The following is a 21,061-nucleotide window of genomic DNA, read 5'->3' on the forward strand; positions in this document are numbered from 1 at the left end:
ATGAAAGCTTGGCTGATTATGCCCTTTGCCGTTTTATTGTTTTCATTAACGGGTTGTGAAGAGCCACAGCAGATGACTGTTCCTGATCAAACGAAAAGGACTACTTCTACTGACGTCCAAGCAACCACTGAAGAAACCAAGCATTTAATCGAGGAAACGGAGGAATCGCTTATGAGTTACCCATCTGGCAGTTTATTAGCCGCAGTCGAAGACAACGATCGAATGAAAGTAGAGGATATTTTAAAAACAGAGTATTCAATTGATGAACAAAATGACAAAGGTGAGACACCTTTACTGATGGCAACCCATCATGATTTTTTCGAGATTGCCAAACTTCTAATCGATCATGGTGCGTCAATCGACATCCAAGATGCGATCCAAGACAGCCCTTACCTTTACGCTGGAGCACAAGGAAAAACAGAGATTCTATCTTATATGTTGGAACAGCGTGAACCAAATCAAGCAATCGTCAATCGTTTTGGCGGTAACGCCTTGATTCCAGCAGCTGAAAAGGGGCATTTAGATAATGTGAAACTCCTGTTAACCGACGCACGTGTGGACATCGACCATCAAAATAATTATGGTTATACCGCGTTGATTGAAGCAGTTGCTTTACGTGATGGCTCTGAAATCTATCAACAAATCGTTCAAGAACTGTTGAATCATGGCGCAGACAAAACGTTACGTGACAATCAAGGGAAAACTGCGGAAGATTACGCAAGAGAATTGGGATATACTGAGCTGTTGGCACAACTGTCTCAATCATAATATAAATATAAACGCTGAAAAATCTCCCTCAAATGCGGTGTATACGCATTTGTGGGAGATTTTCATCCTATTTTTATTTGCCGATCACGTTGAAATTATGATTCACTTTTGCATCTATCACTTTTTTTCGTTTGAAATAGTCGGCAATCAATTCGGTCATATCGATTAGATATTCTTTCACGATCTTCTCCGCTGAAAACATCTTATAATTTCCACCACCAACTGCTCGATATTGATTGATCACCACTTCTATTGGTTTATTTAAAGGAATCGGTACTCCTTCTTTCTCAAAGCGCGTTACACGGTGCCCGATGGGTTGATTTAAATCAATTGTGTAATTGATACCTTCATACATATCATAGTTATAATATTGAGGTTTGGGGTGAATATACTTCGGATCAAACGTAATTCCTTCATCGGTTGCCATTAAGTAACTAGCAGTTTGTTCGAGTGCTGCTTTCAGTTCTTGTCCCGTCACTCGTACAACAGCCAGAGTATTCGGATAAATATAATTCGTAAGAATATGACGCATACTAACAGATTGTGGCAAACCAGTCACTTCATTATTGAATAAGGCTGTTCCTGAAATCTCTGCTCCAGTCGCATCCATCTGTATTCGATTGATCAATTCAATATATGGATGCTCATTGACTCTAGCTGCCATCGGATCAATAATCCCTAGATCGGCCCCGCACTTCTCCTACTGGTTGGTCTAGCCACACATCTAAGGCTTTTGAGACTCGTCCAACTTGTTCAAGAACACTACGATTGGGAGAAGCCTCGTTCATTGGATAAAGTTTACACGAGTGGTCTAAGATGATAAACTTGTTATCTTACTTTTTGAATGACGCATGTTTCACCCGCACATCGACGACTTCAATCGGTAAAAAATTAATAATTGGATTACCAATGAATTTCGCAACGAATAAATTTTCCGGCTCTAAATAGAGATTTTGAGGATCATCATCTTGTTGTATCTTACCATCTTCCAATAAGATGATTTTGTCACTGATCGATAGAGCTTCTTCTTGATCGTGGGTGACAAAAATCGTCGTGATCCCCACTTCTTTCACTAACCTGCGAATTTCTTCACGGATCCTCAAGCGTAGTCGAGCATCGAGATTACTTAAAGGTTCATCCAATAATAAGACTTCTGGTTCTTGTACTAAGGCTCTCGTGATGGCTACTCGTTGTTGTTGCCCACCAGATAAAGTTCCAGGTTTCTTGTTCTGCAACTCTTTGATATTAGTTAAATCCATATATTTTTCAGCAATCGCTTTTGCTTCCCCTTTTTTCTTTTTATTATCCCCAACTAATAAAGAAAACATGATGTTCTCTAAGACAGTCATGTGTGGATACAACGCGTAATTTTGAAAAACAAAGCCAATATTACGATCTTTAGGTTCTGTTTTTATGACCGACTGTCCATTAAAACGAATATCGCCATCTGTCGGTTGTAATAGTCCTGCGATGAGGTTCAACATTGTTGATTTACCACAGCCACTAGGACCTAAAAGACAAACAAGTTCTCCTCTTTCAATCGCAAAATCTACTTTCTTCAATGCTTCAAAGCCATTATCAAAAGTTTTCTGTAATCCGATCACCTTAATCATAAGTGACCCTCCGCTCTTCCTTATATTTTTTATGACAGTTGTTTTCTTTCATATCTGCATCTTAACGTTCGAATATTTTGATTACATATATTATTTGTAAATATCTTGAAAATATTCTTAACTCCTAGTTTTTTTGTTTGTTTCATTATAAAAAATTGAAATCAACGTTATAAAATGATGCTTATGAAAACTCTTCATAAAATATTTCAATAAAAGGATAACAAAGAAAAAAAACTTATCTATAGCAACTTTTAACGTTAAGACAAGAAATAACAATTATCTAGCAGTTAAACCTCGAAGATCGCTATGGATTAAGCATTTTTTTATTTTTTTAATATCAAAATAACAGAGTTTGCATATTATTATTATGGACAATTTCATGTTCAAGTTACTTAACCGATTTATAAAAGACAAAAAATGGATATTCGACAATATGGACAAACAAACAGACCACAAAGAGTAGGGATAAAAACTACTCTTTGTGGTCTGTTAGAATGTTTAGTCGATCTCTTTTTTGATCTCAAATCATTACATCTGAGTAAGTGTCCTTTGCTTAAAGCTTACGTGCAAAGAATGAAACGATCAATACTAAAATGATTGCTCCGATAAGTGATGGTACGATTGCCATTCCACCGATCACTGGACCCCAAGTACCTAAAAGTGCTTGACCAATAGCTGATCCAACTAGACCTGCAATCACATTCGCAATGATTCCCATTGAAGAACCTTTATTTGTGATTGCTCCTGCAATTGCTCCGATAATACCACCAACGATTAATGACCAAATAAATCCCATGATTGTTTCCTCCTAAAATTCTATAAAATTAACTTTATTGTACGCGTGGTTCATTATTTTCTTTTACTTTTTGCGCACCTTTGCCAACAGCTGATTTTGCTTTGTCAGTTTGTTTTGAAGCAAATTGACCAGTTGATTTTGCTGCATCAGTTACTTTGTCTTGTACTGTTTCTTGATCTTTTTCGTATTCTGCTTGTGTTTTGATGTCAACAACATTTACGTTAACTTCGATCACATCAAGATGAGTCATTTCATTTACTTCTGTGCTGATCAATTCTTTGATTTGATCGTAAATATTTTCGATATCTTTTCCATATTCAACAACTACATCTAAATCAACAGCTACTTGTTTTTTACCAACTTCTGCATTGATTCCAGCAGTCACGTTATCTGTATTGACTAATTTCTCAGCAATGTTTGAGAAAAATCCGCCATCAAGAGTCAACAAACCGTCAACGTCTTTCAATGCGTAACCAATGATTTTTTGAATGACTTTGTCTTCATAAGTCAATTCACCTTTTGCTGTAGTATCAACAACTGAATTTGTACCTGTAGTAGTGTTCACGTTTTTGAAATCTTTGTTTTCCATATTAAATTCCTCCTATGATTTGAAATATTCATCTAATAATTTTGTTTCTTTTAAATAAAAACCAAGGCCCACACCAATAGCGGTCATGATCAATATTAAAAGAGTTTTAAAAAATCCAACTGTTAACCATAAAACGGCTAATAGTAAGCCAAGACCCCCAAAGATAATAGGGAGCTTATATAGTGAAAAAAATTCTTTCATTTGTGTGCCCTCCTATTCTACTCGTGAGTGCTGCTTGTCTTCATAATCTTTTTCTTCTTGATAACTACTATAATTGACAGCTACTTTGATCTCTTGTTCTGAACCAAGGACATTGGCAACTTGATCTCTCACTTCTTGCATCAACATTTCTGTTTTACCAATAAGAGAAGAAGTACGTTTTAAATCGCCTTTTACATGAATATTGATTTTCTGTTTTGTTGATCGTACTTTGACTTTTGGTGATTGAATGAACTCTTCTTCGTGTAGATACGAACGAGTCAGTCCTTCAATTGCTTTTTTATCCAACGTCAATTTTCCATCTTTGTGCTTTAATACGAAGGTTCCTTTCGATTTTGGATAGAAAAGAACAAATAATAAGATGAGAACGACAACAATTGCAAAAACGACTGCAGCCCAGAAAATAAATTGTTGCATATAATAATTTGTTATCGTAAAAAAGCGAAAACGTTCCAATTGTTCAGGTAAGATATATGGTGCATTAACTAGAGCGATGATCAAAAGTACTGAAAGTAAAATTATGCTTACAATTACACCGATGATCTTTACCCCCTTATTCATTTTCCACCTCCTAAGTATCTTATTTTTTTATTTTTCAACACATGACCAACAAGTATATCGCTTGAGGAACCCATAGAAATACCTACTTAAAGTAAGCGCTACCAAAAAGTACAGGCTCAAAATAACTTTGGTACTCCCTCCTGTATAGAAATCTTAAATAACAGTAACAATTATTATATAACTTCTATTGTTTCTTGCTGGCTATACTACAAGGATAGTATTCAAGATTAAAAATTGCAAAGATAATGCTCATTTATATTACAAAAAAAAAAATAAAAATGACAAAATACAGCAAGAAACGATCATTTCCCACTTTTAAACCAAATGTTTTAATCTTTTATTATAAAGGATGATACCCTTTTCAAAAATCATTAAAATATTTTATAATAAGTAAAAGAAAAATGGTAGAATAATAGTTATTCAATTTAGTAAAACTATTACTCTTGGAAAGAGGTGTCATATGCTAAAAAAAACCATATATGCATTTATAATAACGATTATTTACTTGTTTGTTTCCAATGCTGGTAATCTATTTTTTGGGGTGTCTAAAGAATTTAGTTGGACAACTACTCTGTGGGAATCATTGTTTTTCTTTTTATTCATTCTCTTACTACAAAATTATCGAAAGAAATGAATGGGTATGAATAAAAAAAATAAAAAGCGATTTAGATTTTTTCTAAATCGCTTGTTTATTTTTATTTATTCATTTCATTTTTTAATGCTTCAGGCATTTTGGGTTCGTAGATAACGAATGTGCAATCTGCACCGATCGTTCCCATCGCGTAAGTTGCGATAGCAATCGCCATTGTTGAAATAACCTGCATCATTTGTAATTTCTTTGTTTTTAGACTTGTGAACATATTTACTCTACCCCTTTATTTTTAATAAACATCAACAATGTAGCAATTGCTAGACCTGACAAAAGATATGTACGAATATTGTCACTAGGTAAAAGCAAGCCGATCGTTGTGATGAACAAAATAATAAGAACCGTTTTTTTTAATTGGAAAGGTTCTTTTGCTTGATTGATCGTCCGCTCTTTTACGAATATTCCTAAACCAACGAATAGAATTCCGAGAACAAACACAGGACGAGTCGATTCAAAACCAATCGAAGCAATGATCCAAGGCAAAACAACCAAGAAAAGCACACTAAGTATTGTACAAACTGCACTGTTACTTGCATGAAATCCTTTTGTCGTAAAACGAACTGAGATGAATACAAGGTGTGTGATGAATACTGCTCCCACAGTATGTAAGAGAAACGCAATCCCATACATCACGATCATCTTGAACAGATCAACAAATAGGATCGATAACCCATATTCCACCTTTGCTTGATCAATCGGTGAAAGTCCTAATTGTGAAGCGAAATGTCCACTTATTTTCTTTGATAATTTTTCCTCTATTGAAATGTACTCTTCAGTCATCTTTCACGCTCCTTCGCAGTTTATTATACCTATTTTACAAATCTATGGATTATTTTATCAAAAGTGTTTCTTTTTTTATCAAAAGCGCAAAACCGATACATTTATGCTTTGGGCGAAAACTCATTTTCAAAGCGAGTGGCTAATTTTTTTAAATATCTAGTAGAGACTAAACATTCTTCCCCGTTAGTCATGATCACTTTTCGCTTTTTTTTATTGATTTCTGCTATGTTAGCCAAATTGACGACAAACGATTGGTGACACCGACACAAAGAATCATTTAATTTTTCGATTTCTTTGATTTTCCCTGCATACTCAATCATGCGATTATCCAAGTGTACAATCAATTTATGTGGTGTTGGACTTGAACTAAAAAAGAGAATTTCATCAACATATAATTTTACATCGATGGCACCGCTTTTTAGCCAGATCTGATCCCTGGTAGACAACGCAGTATTCATATATCGTTCGATCGCAATATCGATACAACTGATGATTTTTTGTTGTAATTGTTCTTCATTATCTTTGATTATATAATCCAACGCCTCTACCTTATAAAGAAAAGTAAGATAGACAAAATCGGTATAGGTCGTAACAAAAATGATTTTGGCTGTTGGATCATACTGTCGGATCTGCTTTCCTAGTTCCACGCCATTGATATCTGAATTTAAGTCGATATCTAAAAAATAGATACCCTCTGTTTTGTTAGTTGATACGTAGGATAAAATATCATACGGGTTATCTGCAGCTAGTTGGAACTCAATATCATAGTCCATCATCATCACGTAATTTTTAATAATGTTGGTGATACGGTTACGATGGATCTCTTCATCATCACAAATAAAAATTTTTAACATAGTTACCCCTCTACCTCACATATAGTTATGATTTGTATAAACTTATTATTTTGGATCTTTGTATCTAAAAACACATTTGTATTCAAGCGGACTAACTCATCCAGATTTGTCAAACCTATCCCAGAATTACCGGGTTTTGTCGTAAAACTTGCTTTCTTTAAATCATGTAATTTAGGCAAATCATGTGGACAGTTATTGATCAACATAAATGTACAGTCTTTATGGTCTGCCACGATTGCTAGTTCAATTTCTGGATGTTCAATTTCTTCTGAGGCTTCAATTGCATTGTCCAAGATGATCCCCAGCATTCTTACGAGTACCATCGTTGACACTTCCAAATGATTGACCACCTCAGGAACAGAAATGCTTACATGGATTCCTTTCTCATGTGCCATATATAACTTACTCATGATCACACTTTTGATTTCTCGAATTTTTATATTTGAAATCGAAGACATCCTAAAAATTTCTTGGTCAAAAATCGATCCGGTCGCTTTGATACTATTTCTAAAATAATCCTTTAGACCTGTTAGATCTTCAGTTTCGATATAATCTTCCAATGAAATTAGAATATTTTTGTAATCGTGTTTAAATTTTAGAATCTCTAAATAATTTTTTTCAGCTTGTTCACTGTATTCGATCAAGTAACTCATTTGACGTTTTTGCTCTCTATTTTCATATTCCGTTCTTTTTATGAAAATAAAAGAAAAACAAATGATCGCTGACAACAGCCCATACAATATCATGAATAGCTCATGTGCATCGATCAAATAAATTCGCAAATTTGGAAATCTTTCAATGACCACCAGACAAAAATAGACACAAATCGTCGCTGTTGCGATGATTCCGCTGATTTTCATCGTCAAGAGATCTTTGTAGCACTTTTCTAATAACCATGTTTTGAAAATATATGCAAAGAAGAAAAAAAGAAGGGTTCCTAGAATCACAGTTAATCTTATGTTTAGAACCAAATGAAGAATCGTATAACTAAAATTGATGATATAATCGGAAAAAATATATAAACAGAATGTGACAGAAGGGATAAATAGCGCAATATAAATATTTCGCCGGAAGTAATAGGTTACGGCACATAAACTAGCCCATAAAACTGCAGTTGCAAAAAAATTCATCAAAAAATAAAGTGCCATATAGCAAATGATTCCAATGATTGACAAAATGACGTAATACCGATTTTTTAAATGCGTTTCCAAATAGCTAGTCACCCAAAAGATGCAAGCCGTTTGAACGATGACAATCAACAAGCTTTCCAGCGTGTCTAAATTCACAAAATATCCCCCTAATTTAAGTAAGTCCTCACGTGCACAACAAACCAAAAACAACAAAGAATTGCTTCATTACCCATTTCTCTTAGACAAAGACTAATTTCTTCATTTTATGTACCTTTCGATAACAAAAACGATTTAATCCTTTTCACCAAAAAAGATTGTAGCACATTTCACTAGTCTTTTGGATTACATGTTGATTAATAAACTGCGTAGAACTTTTCATTTTTTCGGTGCAGCCAAGGATTTTTTCTGGAAGTAATAGTCTATTTACATCAATTGTATGTTGTGCTATAATAGATATATTGCGAATCATATGTTATACGACATCTTAATTTGTTTTTATGAAATTTAATCCCACTGGCGTAACTAAAGGGTTACAAGGATGTATTAGTGGTTAGGGAATACATTGTTTAAATGAGAAAGAGTTAATATAGAGTAATCGCCTCTTTAGAGGTTTTAAGTAACACCAATGCTTCGTTAGATTGCCTTTTCTTCGGAAAAGGCAATCGTTCAACCATTTTTTTATCGAAAAACGATATATTATAGTTGAATATCAATATATACATTCTATTAGGAGGTTAAATAAATGAAAAATCATTCACGCTTTTTAAAAACAACGACTATCGGAATATGTGTTGTTTTCGGACTCTTTGGTCTGTTGTTGGGTACTCAGTTACTGACCAAAGAATCAAATGCCCCCTTAGATTGGCAAACCACCCTATTGAGTTTAGTCATTTTCACAACTCTACTATCAGGTATCATTATTGGCGGTATCATTTTTAAATTATTAACAATCATCTTTAAAGACCAAACATTTTCTGATCATTCACATCGTTTAGTTAGCTATATCCGAAAAGTAATGATTTTCTTATCACTCAGTACTTTTGGTATTTTACCAAAATTCTATCAAATGGCAGATGCGGATGACGCGCCTGGATTGATGCTATTAGGCCTTGCACTAGTTTTCTTACCTTTTGCGGGATTAGTATTAATGAATGTCTTGATCAAAATATTGGAAGAAGCAATTCGTTTGAAGAAAAATGACGAATTGACCGTGTGAGGTGTGAGATGGCGATCATTGTTAATTTAGACGTAATGTTAGCAAAGCGGAAAATGTCAGTAACGGAATTAAGTGAAAAAGTGGGTATTACCATGGCTAATCTTTCTATTTTAAAAACTGGAAAAGCGAAAGCGATTCGCTTCACCACATTAGATAAAATCTGTGAAGTTTTGAATTGTCAGCCTGGAGACCTTCTTGTCTTTGAAAAAGATCAAGAAATCTAAATATTTTTGGTGTTATAAAAATGCAAGCCCCGTAATCTCAAGATTTGGAGGACTTGCATTTTTTTATTCGTTATCAAGCCAATAATTCTTGATAAAAGTTGATCAGATTATGGATCTCTCTTGCCTTTGGAAAGACGGATATACCAAATATAGGGATATTATAGGTTTTATCAATCGTAATATTTGAAATAATACAATCAAAATTCTCATAATTGATCAAATCTTGGGACAAGGTTTGATTATTTCTAGCAACAAATTCAAAATGATTACCCAATTGTTGGTCTAGCTTACTGAGTAAATAGGCGTCATATTTTAGTGTAGAATTGGTGATAACTAACGCCCGAACTTGCTTATTATCTTCGAATTTTTTTATTAAATCTGGCCAATACAATAATATTTCTGTAAACATAGTTGTCGCAAATTCTTCGAAATCATTTAGTAGGATATGATGTGTATGTACATAATATTTTAACTTATTCCATAATCGAAGCTGGATTTTATTCATTTCTGAGTGACTATTTTTAAAAAAAAGAGAGTTTTTTTGATAACTTATAGAGAAAGGCACCGTGCTTTGTTGCAATAAAATAGTTGCTTTACGAAAGATCTTTTTTTTATCTTCGCACACAATTCCATATTTTTCTTCCACTTCTTTGATAAAACTATCAATTGCAAATAGAATTGGATTTTTTTGATTCAAAGAACCTCTGTCGAATAATTGAAAAATAAATGCTTGATCGAATATAAAACTTGCCAAGTGTTCATTAATCAATTCGTTGCTCTTTGGTAGACGCAAACGTTTATTTGATAGTATTTCGTACTTGAATTTCTTTTGTTTTTTACTAACCGAAACTACCCCCTTATCATTTTGGAACAATAATATTCGACCAGCAATCCAAAAATGAAATATTTTTTCTTCTTGCGGTTCCAAACTAATCAGCCCTTGCTGCAAGCTGTTTTCTTCAACAAAATCCTGCGCAAGTTGAGTAACAATCAACCGAAAGGATGCAGGAAATGCATCTTCAAAATAATGATATTTTTCCATTAAGAACTGAACAGTCATTTCAGTAATGACTTGATCGTTTCCAACAAGTTTGATCAGTGCTTGTACTTTCAGATCATAACTCTGTAACATTGGATTGATTTTATCGACAATTCGCCGCAAGGTACTTTCAGAAATAAATAAATAGTCTGCTAATTCAAGATAATTCTTGAATTTATGTAATAAAATAGCTTCTAAGTAGCGATATTCAATCGACTCTTGCTTGATCACTTGATAGATATAATCTTCCGTGACATGAGGTAGAATTGTTGCTTTAACCCCCTCTTCTCGAGTCATTTGGATTTTGATATCGCTGGCATAAGAATGAATATCAAACAAGTCATTTCTTAAAGTTTTGGCTGAACAACCAAGTAAATTTTCTAAGTCGTTAAAGCGATAGGCATCGCCTTCAAATAAGTACTCCAGTAACTTCAATTGTCTTTTTAATTTTTTTGACAAAATCTTCAACATTTCTATTCACCTCACAAACAAATAAAAAACACTCAAATTTGGGTCTTCCCCCTTTTGAGTGTTTCCCATATTTAATTTTAGAGGTTTTTTTTCTTCTCTAAAAACTATTTTTTCTACTATGAATAAAAAAGTGGATAAAAAATGACTTTATTTATTGGACTCTTCTTCCAACTTTTTAGTCGATCGTTTTTCCCAGAAGAAGATACCGCCAAACAAGGCAAGTAACATAGTCCCTAACACAGAGAGAAGTGTGTTTCGAGTGGCATTTGTCTGTGGCATGTTTCCTGTTGCTTCAAAATCACTTCTGTCATCTTGTCCACTTTCTCCATTTTCACAGCTCTCACTTCCAGCACCCTCTTCGCTAGCACCTGGTTTATCTTCTGCACCTTGTTCGTCCACTGAGTATCTTCCTTGAACACTCGCAGGATTCAATTCTAACTACACTCCTTCATCTGGAACAATCGTCACATCCATACTTTCTGTTGCTTCTCTGCCATCTTGGATACGCACTCTCGCATGCCAAATGAAATTGCCTAAATTAGTGGTACTGATAGTATTTATCCACGTAAGTTGATAACTGCCATCATCCGCGATCGTAAATAGCTCTTGCGACATAGGATTCGAATCATTTTGACGTATCGTAACTTGAGGATTGGTCGTAAAAATCAATGGTTTTATTTCGATTTCAATAGGAAGCGTGACAGCAGGTCTACGGTTTGATCACTAACTCTAATTTCAATGCTTTACTTACCTCTAATTGACTTGTATCAGATTGCGTTACCCATTCATAGTCTACCGTTCCCCTCGTATTGTGGGCATCCACAAAATTTTCTGGATCAGGAATACTCTGTTGATGTTCCAGAATCAATGACTCAGATTTTGGAGTAAGGCGAATACTGCCAATGTCAGTTCCAGAGAAATCGACAATGAAACTAGTTGAGCTACTCTCCAATCTCCAACATCCATTATTTATTCACTGGGAATGTCCCCAGTAAGAAAATGGGAAAATGGGAATCTGCGGATTTCGAATTCTTCTTCTTGAGGTAGTGCTATTTTTAAACGGGTAAAGACCACATTCATTTCCCCGTCTGTTCGAGTATTATGTAAGGCGCTTAATGAAGGTGTGACTTGCATTGGCCAAGTTCCCACTCTTTGGATCAGAAATCACCGTATAAACTGCTCGTTGAGTATGATCATTTCGGCGCAAAGGGCTTAGATCTTCGACGATATATCGAATAAAATCATTATAACCAAAATCCGGTGTTCGGTAGTACATAGGTGTGACATTTCTTAAAATAACTTTATCACCTATGTTAAAATTATCTTGTGTTAGATCTAGGTTGCTTCTGATCCCAGCTCTTAAATGCCCCGTCAACATGTCCCCTAATTGCCTACCCCGTAGGTTATTTACATACGGAATCCATGAAGGTAAATCTTGTGCGTGGATGGGATTTAATAGTTGATCTAACGAATCACTCCGTTCTATTATCTCTTCTTTACTTAAATTCTTTAACTCCACTTTGCTTAGTTCATTTCTTTCTTTCGAGTCATTTTGCTCTTTCTCTGGTTGTTTCACTTTTTCATTTGTTTCTTTTTTTACTTTTTCCCCATTCTTTTTTCCCTCTCATTAGTAGTCGTTCTTGCCTGTCTACTTTGAATCGGACCTAGTTCATGGAATGCGGTCACTGCTTGAACGACTATGTCATTGAGATTACCTAAAGTCAAACCTAGGATCAAAGCACTGTTCAACAGTTTTCTTCTTGTTCTCAAATTGTCCCCCCTTTATCAAACAATCAGAGAAAAACTTTTTCGTCTGGTTCATTCTCTGTTGATAGTCGTTTCTTTTTTTCTTAAAGGATGTTCGTAGTAATTTAAATGACACTTTTATGAAAAGGTTATGTATTTTCAGTTTCTTAATCGTCTTTTTACTATTCACTCCTTTTTCAAATCATTTATAAAAGTATTGAAAATCTTTATTTTTCCAAGTTTATCGGTCATCAATGCCTTGTGTAACGTTATTTTTTCCTTTCAATCGGGAGTGATTGAAAGAAGAATTTTTGTGAGAAAATAATTTTCTAATCATCTACTTGTATGAACCCCGAAAGGACAACAAAAAAGAAAGATCTTCACTTCGTTGAACAAGTCAACTTGTAAAGATCCTTCAATCAAATTCCAGATAATTAAATGTTACCGATTATATTAAAGTAAAAGAATGTTTGCATCTATCGCAAATTTTCTTCTTTATTCTTATAATTTACGGGCAAAGAATGACACGATCAATACTAAAATGATCGCTCCGATCAGTGAAGGTACGATTGCCATACCACCAATGACTGGTCCCCATGATCCTAATATTGCTTGTCCGATTGCTGAACCAACAAGTCCTGCAATGACGTTAGCAATGATACCCATTGAAGAACCCTTATTTGTGATTGCTCCTGCAATTGCTCCGATAACCCCACCTACGATTAATGACCAAATAAAACCCATCTGTATTTCCTCCTATAGTGTCTAGCCGATTTTTTTCAATGCGACAACTCATTTATTTTGATTAAAAGTTTTGACTCACTAAGATATTTTATTGTACTCTTGGCTCGTTATTTTCTTTTACTTTTTCCGTTCCTTTGCTTGCTGCATGTTTTGCTTTATCTGTTTGTTCTGAAGCAAATTCTCCAGTTGCTTTTGCAGCATCCGTCACTTTATCTTGTACGGTGACTTGATCTTGTTCAAATTCTTCTTTTGATTTGATATCTGTTACATTGACATTCACTTCGATGACATCTAAGTGTGTCATATTCGCTACTTCTTCACCGATGATCTCTTTCATTTGTTTAAAGATATCTTCAATGTCTTTGCCGTATTCAACGACGATCGACATATCAACAGCAACTTGTTTCTTACCTACTTCTGTTTCGATCCCAGCTGTTTCATTGTCAGTATTGACTAATTTTCCAGCTACATTAGAGAAAAATCCTCCGTCTACTGTCAATAGTCCGTCGATACGTTCTAATGCGATTGCAATAATTTTTTGAATGACTTTGTCATCATAAGTTACTTCACCGTTCATTGATTCTTCACTGCCCTTCACTTCATTTGTCTGTTTGTTTGCCTCATGAGTTGGAGTATGCACATCAGGAGTTTTCGCTTCATGATGTGGATGATCGTGGTGTTCTTTTTTATCATGCGCTACTTTTTCTTCTACATGCGGCACCACTGGATCTGGATGTGCAGACACTGGCGCAGTTTTATTTTTTTCATCTTTGATCCCTTGTACTTGATTCGGTGTTGTTGGATCTGGATGTGCTGATTTCGGTGTATTTCCCTTTTGATTTGAATGATTGTTTTCCATGGTAAAGCCTCCTAAGATTTAAAGTAATGTTCTAAAATTCCGGTTCTTTTTAAATACATACCGATGGCTACACCGAGCGCAACCATGATCACGATCAGCAATGTTTTAAAAAATCCGACAGCTACTAGTAAAATAGCTAATATCAATCCAAGCGCGCCACAAATAATTGGGAGCTTGTATGTCGAAAAGATCTCGTTCATTTTCTCTCCCCCTTACTGTACTCGAGAATGTTCGACTCTTTTTGATTGTGGTGAGTCAAAACCAGTATAATCGATCAGGACATTCACTGGTTCATCTGTACCAATGATTTGTTTTACATCACGCTCAATATCTGTCATTAGCGCTCCTGTTTTACCGATTAATGATGACGTACGTTTCAACTCGCCTTTTACTTTTACGTCAATTTTATTCTTTGTTGCTTTGATCGTTACTTTTGGGGAAGAAACAAACTCTTCTTTCGTCAATCGTGAATGAACCATTCCTTCGATTGCTTTTTTGTCTAATGTTAACTCACCATCACCTTTTTTTAGTAAGAATGAACGGTAAGTTTTTGGGTAGAATAATAAGACTAGAATCAATATCAGCGTTAACACAGCAAAAGCTGCGGTTACCCAAAAAACATATTGTTGTACGTAAAAGTTAGTTAATGATAAAAACCGAAATTCTTCTAACTTAAACGGCAATGGATAAACTGAGCTTAGCAACATTGCAAATATTAAAACAGACAGCAGAAGAATCAGTAAGATTGCTCCTATCGTTTTGGCTCCTTTGTTCATTGTCTCGCCCTCCTAGCTTCTTGTCACTGATTATAGATTAATGGCTTCTCCACCAGTGATACCGTAAATCTGTGCTGTGACATAGCTTGCTTTGTTAGATGCAAGAAAGACATAAACAGGCGCTAACTCAGCTGGTTGTCCTGCACGTTCCAACAATGCTTGTTGACCAAACTCAGGTAGATCTTCTTTTGGTTGACCTGCATCTAGTTGTAATGGTGTCCAAATTGGTCCTGGTGCTACGCCGTTGACACGAATTCCTTTTGGTGCTAATTGTTTTGCTAAACCAATGGTGAAGTTTGCAATCGAAGCTTTAGTAGCTGCATAATCTAACAAGTGTTCACTTGGATTGAATGCTTGGACTGAAGTCGTTGTAAGGATTGCTCCTCCTGCTGGAATATGTGGAATTGCTTCTTTCACAAGTGCAAACATGGCAATAATATTTACAGCAAAAGTATCTTTTACTTGTTCCAATGGGATTTCTGCAATTGAAGGAGACGAAATTTGTTGCGCCGCATTGAGAACAAGTGTGTCTAATCCACCAAATGCATCCACTGTTTTTTGGATGATTTCTTTTGGTGCAGCTTCATCTCGCAAATCATAAGGTAATAGCAATGCTTTACGTCCAGCTTCCTCGATATAATGCGCCACTTGTTGCGCATCTTCTTCCTCACCTGGGAAAAATTGAATGGCTACATCTGCACCTTCTCGTGCAAAAGCAATGGCAGCGGCACGGCCAATACCAGAGTCTGCACCTGTGATCAAGACACGGCGATTTGCTAATTGCTCCGTACCTTTATAACTTTCTTCACCGCAATCAGGTACTGGTTTCATATCCTTTTGTAAAGCCGGAGTTTCTTGATCCTGTTTTGGAAATTCTTCTGTGTGATATAGTTTTCTTGGGTCGATTAAATTGGGTTCTGTCATGTTGATCCTCCTATTTTTTAGTCATAACTGACGTTATAAATTTGGGCGTATAAGCCCGTATTGATTATTTTGTGTAATCTTTTCTAAATAAGTGATACCCTAAAGCAGCAGCAGCAACAATCGAACCCCCTAATACTAAGAGGAAACCAGTTGCTGAATCTTCTCCTGGTAAACCACCTGTATTCATCCCCCAAATACCTGCAATCATCGCAGGGACAGAGATGATCAATGCGGTAGAATCCAGATATTTCATCAGATGATTCAAATTGTTGTCCATCATTCCATTGAACAGATCACCGATACTTTCTAACAGATCGCGATAAATCAAAATCATCTTCTCTGTTTGACGTTGTCTTAAACGAACGTCATAAAGTAGTTGTTCGTCATTGACACGTTCTTTGAATTTAGGTGTTTCCCATAGGAGGTCCATTGTCTCTTTTTGATCCCGCAACGTATGATCGATGTAAACAATGTCTCTTTCTAAATCAGCCTGCTTGTACAACTCTTCATTTTCTGTCGTTTTTCGTGCTTCTTGATCTAGCGAATCAATACGCGTTTTCATTTCACGAAGTTCTTTGACAAAATGGGTATAGATATCTAATGCCGCATAAACAATCACTTTTTCGAAAGAATCGATTTTATTACCATGATGTTCAATCAGCCGATCGATAAAATTAGTTTTTTCGTCTCGACAAGTAATCAATAAGTCATTTGATATGACGAAAGATAATGGTGTCAAACGACGTTCGATTTTTTCTTTTTCACTTGAAAGGTTGAGCAGTACTAAGGAAATCGGGTTGTTCAAACTTGTTCCTGATAGATGTTCTAAGCGGGAGACCTCTTCTGGATAAGTCATACCGACAAATATATCTTCAGGAAGTTGATAGGTTCGAGTAACCTGTTCGATTTCCTCAGTATCGCTCGTATCAATAACAAGCCAATTAAAATGTTCTTCATCTGCGGCTATTACTTTCTTGTTTTCATCAATCAAGTAATATTCCAGCATAGTGAATCGTCCTTTCCAGTATGCAATCAACTAAAGAAACAATTAGTTAGTTTGATGTTATGATCTAGTACAGCAATCTCATTTTCCAATGAGAAACTATTTAATACATGATCATAATCCATCGTTAAATATTTGCCTAAATAGCATTGTTCACTTTGTGATGTATAGATTTCTAGCGAAGGATGATTAATTTTTGTGACGTATAGTCCAAACTCAGTAACAAAAGGGATAATTTGGAAAAAGCTACCTTTCGCACACGCTCCTTTGTCTCTAAGGAAAGGATCTTTACTATTGATCAATGCAAGTGCTAGTTTTGATTGTTCGCCTGCTTTTTTCTTTAAGATGTCCATCGCATTTCTTGTCAGCGTGATTTCCATATCGATCATCTCCTCTATTATAATAGTAAGTTTTTTCTATTATCGATCAATGACTCAATTCAGTATTTCGTTGAACACGAGCGTACAATGGATATTTAGGGAATGATTTAACACAACGAAAAGCGGTCATATTTGCATACTTTTCATAGTATTTTTTACTAGCACCTTTAAACTCTTCACTCCATGGTTTGATATGCCCAGAGTAATGGATGATATAAGGCTTACGACGTGCTTCTTCATACTCTTTTTCTCCTTGAGCTGTTGGATGTTTTTTTGCTTTCGCCATGATGTAACCTTGCGCATTCCATTTTGGATGCAAAGCAATCCAACGATCGTGTAAGATAGCATTCAAAGCATCTTGGTCATGGAATCGAAGTTTTTCTGGGTTTTCTTCGATGAATTTTAGAACGTTTTTCGTGATGTTTTGTTCTAACCATTTTTCAACATTAATCAGCATCAAACCAGAGTTAAAGTAACGCATTGAATCTGCTTCAATCTCCATTTTTTCAAGACGTTGGTGGAAACCAGCATCTTCAACTGCTGCCATCACTGCGCCATTAAACTCTAGATCCCATAGTTTACTGATATCGTTCAATGCAATCATGTCACAGTCCATATAAAGGATACGTTCGACATTTTTCCCTCTAAATAACTCAGGAATCGCAATACGATAATATGCTGTTTCAGGGATACGATCACTAGTCACTAAGTTTTTGAAGAATTTTTTGTTGATTTTCAAAAATTCAACATCTGTATTCATTCGTGAATTTTTCACTGAGTAACGTAAAAGATTTTTACTTTCTAATTCAATATCATCATCAATCACGTAGAAACGTACAAACACTTTCGGGTCACTATTTTCTAAAATTGACACAAACAGTGCTGCTAGATGAGGCACAAATTTTGTATTACAACTAGAGACAACTGCTACTTCTTTTCTTCTATTCATTTACCTCGCCTACTTTCATTAATACGCTATGCGCTAGATTTTTTAGATAGATTTGTGTATAAGGATGATCCTCCAATGTATTCCAAGGTTTATCATGCCCTGTGAAGTGAACGATTGAAGGAGCTTCATTCCCACTCTTATATAACTCTTCATATTTCTTATCTGGAGCTGGATGGCGTTCAAAAATCAATGAACATTGCATGTTCCATTTTGGATGAAGTTGTTCCCAATCTCCATATAAGACACCATTCAATGCGTCTTGATCATGATAGATAATCTGTTCACCATTTTCTTTTAGGAATTGGATCGTTTTATCTGTAATGTCTTTTTCATTCCATTGATCAATATCGATCACCATGACACCTGAGTTAAAATAATATTCTTCTGAATCGATCCCCAGGCGCTTCAACGCTTTCGTTTGTCCTGGATCAATTACTGCCCCAATTGTTTTACCGTTCAATGATTCGTCATATAATGCAACGATATCATCTAACACTAAAACGTCTGCATCTAGATACAACACTTTTTTATAATTGTATTTTGCTAAGATCTTAGGTAGAGAAATTCTTAAATACGCCGTTGTTGTAATGTGGTCACTGACTAAGAAATCTTCATATACATCTTTCTCCACTGTCAAGAATTGGATGTTTGCATGTTCTGAATGTTGTGCAACTGTCTGACGCAATCCTTCTTTACTATATTCTGATAGGCCATCATCAATCACATAAAAATATATATGTCTCATCTTATTCGCATTTTCCAGTGCCGTTGCAATCATTACGCTTAGATAAGGAGCATAATTTTCATCTGAAGCAGTCACAACCGGTACAGTCCCATACTTAATCTCCATCAAAATCACTCCTTTTTTTAATCTTTTTCTAACCTGTTCTACATCTACAATATGCCTACTTTTTCCTGAAAGCAAAAGATATGCTTTGTTTTATATGAATATTACCCAAATTTTTCCCTTTTTTATGAAAATGAAAACGAAAACATTAAGATTGTTATGCTTTTTTATACAGCGGTCTTAACCATTTTCTTACTAATATCTTTTTCACTATTTATGAAAAATCTTTTTTGAAAAAATACAAAGAGTTAAAGCATTTTATTTTTATTTTAGAAGTTTCTCATTTAAGCTATTGGTGAAAGAAAAAAGACTAAGGGAGCGTAAAAAGATGAAATTAGCAGCTATTGATCTAGACGGGACCTTGCTTGATTCCCAAGGAGTTGTCCCACAAGAAAATATTCGAGCATTAAAAGCTTTCTCCTCTAATGGAGGAATCGTAACGATTGCAACAGGAAGAAATAGTATTTCTGCCAAGGATGTCTTTGCACAATTAGGAGTCAGCGGCTATTTGATTTCTTCTAACGGTGCATTGATTTCCGAAATGAAAGACGGCAAGATTGATCATGTATTAAGACGTTCAAAAATCGAAGTATCCATACTTAAAAAGGCCTTTTATTTAGCAAAAGAAGCAAAAATATCGATCATCGCAAGCCGAGAAACACAAGATGATCAAATCACTTTTGATGAAACTACCTTAGTAAAAGACGATCCTTATTATCAACACTTCAACTTGCAAAATCATTCCTTTGATGAGATCACAAAACAGTTGGACGATCCTTCCTTAAGCTATTTGAAATTAGCTCTGACGGATAAAAATGAGGAAAAACTACAAAAAATCCAAGCAGAGATGAAGAAAGAAGGAATTGATTCTGTTTTTTCAGACCCACATTTCCTAGAAATCACTCCTAAAAATATTACAAAGGCACACTCACTCTTATTTCTAACTGAGTACTTAGGGTTATCTTCAGAAGACGTCATGGCGTTTGGTGATCAAGAAAATGATTTGGCAATGCTTGAGTTCAGTGGGTTAAGCGTGGCTATGGGCAATGCGCAAGAACATGTGAAGGATTTAGCAGATGAGGTGACAGAAACCAATGATGAAGCCGGTGTCGCAAACTTTTTGAATGATCACTTTTTATAAGGAGAGATGATAGATGTTAGTCGTTATCGATATGCAAAATCATATTTTAGATCCAACTAGTGAATTTTATATCGAAGATGCTGAAGCATTAGTTGAGCGAGTAAACACACGTTTAAACCAAGCACGTGCAGCGAATGAATACGTACTATTCACTCGAGATATCCCTATCGAACGGAAAGATGAGGCAGAGAGTGAAGATCTTAAAATTATTCCCACGCTCTCTCCTCTACCAAATGAGCAGGAAATAAAAAAATACTACTTTACTCTGCCTCCAGAAACGTTAACAGAGATCAAGCATTCCCTTTTTGAACGTAAAGAAGAACAAAAGACAATTGAAGTGGTCGGGATCGAAACTAATTTATGTGTCTTATCCAACACGATCGCTTTACAAAGTGCTTTTCCAGAAGCTGACTTTATCATTGATTCGTCACTAGTCAGCAGCCGTGTTCACGAGCCACAAGCACTTAAACTTCTAAAAGACTTTAATGTCTATGTCAAAGAGTAAATGTTCGAAACCAATCTAAAAACATAAAAAGGTGGAATGAAGGTTCCACCTTTTTTATGTTTTTTTCAAATTATACGTCTACAGAAGAATCATGTTTTTTATCGAAATATTTGTTCATAATCGCATAACATGCTATCTTTTATCTAGTGAATATAAATCTAGTATATTCACAAATAGAATAACTCAAAATACAATTTATACACAAATAAAATATAGCTATGGGAGTTTATTTATTATGCTGGAATTGAGCCGACTTGCTTTTCTTTTTCCTGTTTTTA

The 21,061-nt window shown here is 35.2% G+C and carries 29 protein-coding genes and 1 pseudogene; 5 read left to right on the top strand and 25 right to left on the bottom strand.

Annotated elements, in window-relative coordinates; genetic code table 11:
- Positions 1–768 carry an ankyrin repeat domain-containing protein gene (locus CYK55_RS07160; protein ID WP_034688707.1) on the top strand — a complete coding sequence of 256 codons (768 nt, stop codon included), beginning with the start codon at positions 1–3 and terminating at the stop codon, positions 766–768.
- Between the two features lie 73 nt (positions 769–841).
- Here the strand turns inward: CYK55_RS07160 and CYK55_RS07165 are convergent, their stop codons facing one another.
- The 10 genes and pseudogenes from CYK55_RS07165 to CYK55_RS13460 all read right to left on the bottom strand — a co-directional run bounded on the left by CYK55_RS07165 (position 842) and on the right by CYK55_RS13460 (position 8,115).
- Positions 842–1,432 carry a 5'-nucleotidase C-terminal domain-containing protein gene (locus tag CYK55_RS07165; protein ID WP_404830961.1) on the bottom strand — a complete coding sequence of 197 codons (591 nt, stop codon included), beginning with the start codon at positions 1,430–1,432 and terminating at the stop codon, positions 842–844.
- 178 nt (positions 1,433–1,610) lie between these two features.
- A pseudogene (locus tag CYK55_RS07170) lies at positions 1,611–2,381 on the bottom strand (ABC transporter ATP-binding protein); the annotation flags it as partial.
- Between the two features lie 553 nt (positions 2,382–2,934).
- Positions 2,935–3,177, bottom strand: coding sequence for a GlsB/YeaQ/YmgE family stress response membrane protein (locus CYK55_RS07175; RefSeq protein ID WP_010735387.1), 243 nt, complete (start codon positions 3,175–3,177; stop codon positions 2,935–2,937).
- A 34-nt stretch (positions 3,178–3,211) separates the two neighbouring features.
- The gene (locus CYK55_RS07180; protein ID WP_034688708.1) at positions 3,212–3,766 is read right to left on the bottom strand and encodes an Asp23/Gls24 family envelope stress response protein; all 555 of its coding nucleotides are present in this window, start codon (positions 3,764–3,766) and stop codon (positions 3,212–3,214) included.
- Between the two features lie 12 nt (positions 3,767–3,778).
- Complete coding sequence (locus CYK55_RS07185; RefSeq protein WP_034688709.1) at positions 3,779–3,967, bottom strand: DUF2273 domain-containing protein; 189 nt, start codon at positions 3,965–3,967, stop codon at positions 3,779–3,781.
- A gap of 12 nt (positions 3,968–3,979) precedes the next feature.
- Entirely contained in the window at positions 3,980–4,546 is a 567-nt protein-coding gene (gene amaP, locus CYK55_RS07190) for an alkaline shock response membrane anchor protein AmaP (RefSeq protein ID WP_034688710.1), read from the bottom strand.
- A gap of 695 nt (positions 4,547–5,241) precedes the next feature.
- Positions 5,242–5,406 carry a cyclic lactone autoinducer peptide gene (locus CYK55_RS07195; protein WP_034688711.1) on the bottom strand — a complete coding sequence of 55 codons (165 nt, stop codon included), beginning with the start codon at positions 5,404–5,406 and terminating at the stop codon, positions 5,242–5,244.
- 2 nt (positions 5,407–5,408) lie between these two features.
- A complete protein-coding gene (locus CYK55_RS07200) occupies positions 5,409–5,975 on the bottom strand; it encodes an accessory gene regulator B family protein (RefSeq protein WP_034688713.1) in 567 nt (188 codons plus the stop codon).
- A gap of 101 nt (positions 5,976–6,076) precedes the next feature.
- On the bottom strand, positions 6,077–6,829 hold the full coding sequence (locus CYK55_RS07205) for a LytR/AlgR family response regulator transcription factor (protein ID WP_126134108.1): 753 nt from the start codon (positions 6,827–6,829) through the stop codon (positions 6,077–6,079).
- A 2-nt stretch (positions 6,830–6,831) separates the two neighbouring features.
- Positions 6,832–8,115, bottom strand: coding sequence for a sensor histidine kinase (locus tag CYK55_RS13460; RefSeq protein ID WP_034688716.1), 1,284 nt, complete (start codon positions 8,113–8,115; stop codon positions 6,832–6,834).
- 586 nt (positions 8,116–8,701) lie between these two features.
- On the opposite strand from CYK55_RS13460, the gene CYK55_RS07215 reads away from it, so the two are divergent.
- On the top strand, positions 8,702–9,175 hold the full coding sequence (locus CYK55_RS07215) for a DUF2975 domain-containing protein (protein ID WP_034688719.1): 474 nt from the start codon (positions 8,702–8,704) through the stop codon (positions 9,173–9,175).
- Between the two features lie 8 nt (positions 9,176–9,183).
- Positions 9,184–9,399 (top strand): helix-turn-helix domain-containing protein, encoded by a 216-nt coding sequence (locus CYK55_RS07220; protein ID WP_010735376.1) that lies wholly within the window; start codon positions 9,184–9,186, stop codon positions 9,397–9,399.
- A gap of 73 nt (positions 9,400–9,472) precedes the next feature.
- Here CYK55_RS07220 and CYK55_RS07225 read toward each other — a convergent pair whose 3' ends face one another.
- From CYK55_RS07225 to CYK55_RS07285, 15 genes are all read right to left on the bottom strand, one after another.
- Positions 9,473–10,909: a helix-turn-helix domain-containing protein gene (locus CYK55_RS07225; protein ID WP_034688720.1), complete on the bottom strand. Its 1,437-nt coding sequence runs from the start codon at positions 10,907–10,909 to the stop codon at positions 9,473–9,475.
- Positions 10,910–11,056: 147 nt separating this feature from the next.
- Positions 11,057–11,308, bottom strand: a complete 252-nt coding sequence (locus CYK55_RS07230) for an LPXTG cell wall anchor domain-containing protein (RefSeq protein WP_126134109.1) — start codon at positions 11,306–11,308, stop codon at positions 11,057–11,059.
- Positions 11,309–11,347: 39 nt separating this feature from the next.
- Positions 11,348–11,524 carry a hypothetical protein gene (locus CYK55_RS13465; protein ID WP_161633739.1) on the bottom strand — a complete coding sequence of 59 codons (177 nt, stop codon included), beginning with the start codon at positions 11,522–11,524 and terminating at the stop codon, positions 11,348–11,350.
- Positions 11,525–11,618: 94 nt separating this feature from the next.
- A complete protein-coding gene (locus CYK55_RS07235) occupies positions 11,619–11,861 on the bottom strand; it encodes a hypothetical protein (RefSeq protein WP_126134110.1) in 243 nt (80 codons plus the stop codon).
- Positions 11,862–12,008: 147 nt separating this feature from the next.
- Complete coding sequence (locus CYK55_RS07240) at positions 12,009–12,485, bottom strand: hypothetical protein (RefSeq protein ID WP_126134111.1); 477 nt, start codon at positions 12,483–12,485, stop codon at positions 12,009–12,011.
- Between the two features lie 20 nt (positions 12,486–12,505).
- The gene (locus CYK55_RS13470) at positions 12,506–12,679 is read right to left on the bottom strand and encodes a hypothetical protein (protein WP_164546241.1); all 174 of its coding nucleotides are present in this window, start codon (positions 12,677–12,679) and stop codon (positions 12,506–12,508) included.
- Positions 12,680–13,156: 477 nt separating this feature from the next.
- Positions 13,157–13,399: a GlsB/YeaQ/YmgE family stress response membrane protein gene (locus tag CYK55_RS07245; RefSeq protein WP_010735371.1), complete on the bottom strand. Its 243-nt coding sequence runs from the start codon at positions 13,397–13,399 to the stop codon at positions 13,157–13,159.
- Positions 13,400–13,487: 88 nt separating this feature from the next.
- Positions 13,488–14,258, bottom strand: coding sequence for an Asp23/Gls24 family envelope stress response protein (locus CYK55_RS07250; protein WP_126134112.1), 771 nt, complete (start codon positions 14,256–14,258; stop codon positions 13,488–13,490).
- Between the two features lie 11 nt (positions 14,259–14,269).
- Positions 14,270–14,458 (bottom strand): DUF2273 domain-containing protein, encoded by a 189-nt coding sequence (locus CYK55_RS07255; RefSeq protein WP_010735369.1) that lies wholly within the window; start codon positions 14,456–14,458, stop codon positions 14,270–14,272.
- A 12-nt stretch (positions 14,459–14,470) separates the two neighbouring features.
- Positions 14,471–15,034, bottom strand: coding sequence for an alkaline shock response membrane anchor protein AmaP (gene amaP, locus CYK55_RS07260; protein WP_126134113.1), 564 nt, complete (start codon positions 15,032–15,034; stop codon positions 14,471–14,473).
- Between the two features lie 30 nt (positions 15,035–15,064).
- On the bottom strand, positions 15,065–15,958 hold the full coding sequence (locus tag CYK55_RS07265) for an SDR family oxidoreductase (protein ID WP_023519734.1): 894 nt from the start codon (positions 15,956–15,958) through the stop codon (positions 15,065–15,067).
- A gap of 64 nt (positions 15,959–16,022) precedes the next feature.
- Complete coding sequence (locus tag CYK55_RS07270; RefSeq protein WP_126134114.1) at positions 16,023–16,964, bottom strand: magnesium transporter CorA family protein; 942 nt, start codon at positions 16,962–16,964, stop codon at positions 16,023–16,025.
- A gap of 26 nt (positions 16,965–16,990) precedes the next feature.
- Positions 16,991–17,341, bottom strand: a complete 351-nt coding sequence (locus CYK55_RS07275; protein WP_126134115.1) for an iron-sulfur cluster biosynthesis family protein — start codon at positions 17,339–17,341, stop codon at positions 16,991–16,993.
- A 46-nt stretch (positions 17,342–17,387) separates the two neighbouring features.
- Positions 17,388–18,290 (bottom strand): glycosyltransferase family 8 protein, encoded by a 903-nt coding sequence (locus CYK55_RS07280; protein WP_034688731.1) that lies wholly within the window; start codon positions 18,288–18,290, stop codon positions 17,388–17,390.
- Positions 18,283–19,140, bottom strand: a complete 858-nt coding sequence (locus tag CYK55_RS07285) for a glycosyltransferase family 8 protein (RefSeq protein WP_034688732.1) — start codon at positions 19,138–19,140, stop codon at positions 18,283–18,285. The genes CYK55_RS07280 and CYK55_RS07285 overlap by 8 nt, the downstream gene beginning before the upstream one ends.
- A 325-nt stretch (positions 19,141–19,465) precedes the next feature.
- Here CYK55_RS07285 and CYK55_RS07290 point away from each other — a divergent pair, with 325 nt between their 5' ends.
- Complete coding sequence (locus CYK55_RS07290; protein WP_034688733.1) at positions 19,466–20,278, top strand: Cof-type HAD-IIB family hydrolase; 813 nt, start codon at positions 19,466–19,468, stop codon at positions 20,276–20,278.
- A gap of 13 nt (positions 20,279–20,291) precedes the next feature.
- On the top strand, positions 20,292–20,783 hold the full coding sequence (locus tag CYK55_RS07295; protein WP_034688735.1) for an isochorismatase family cysteine hydrolase: 492 nt from the start codon (positions 20,292–20,294) through the stop codon (positions 20,781–20,783).
- Positions 20,784–21,061 lie beyond the last annotated feature (278 nt).

It is taken from the genome of Enterococcus mundtii, from assembly GCF_003957375.1.
Classification (GTDB): domain Bacteria; phylum Bacillota; class Bacilli; order Lactobacillales; family Enterococcaceae; genus Enterococcus_B; species Enterococcus_B spodopteracolus.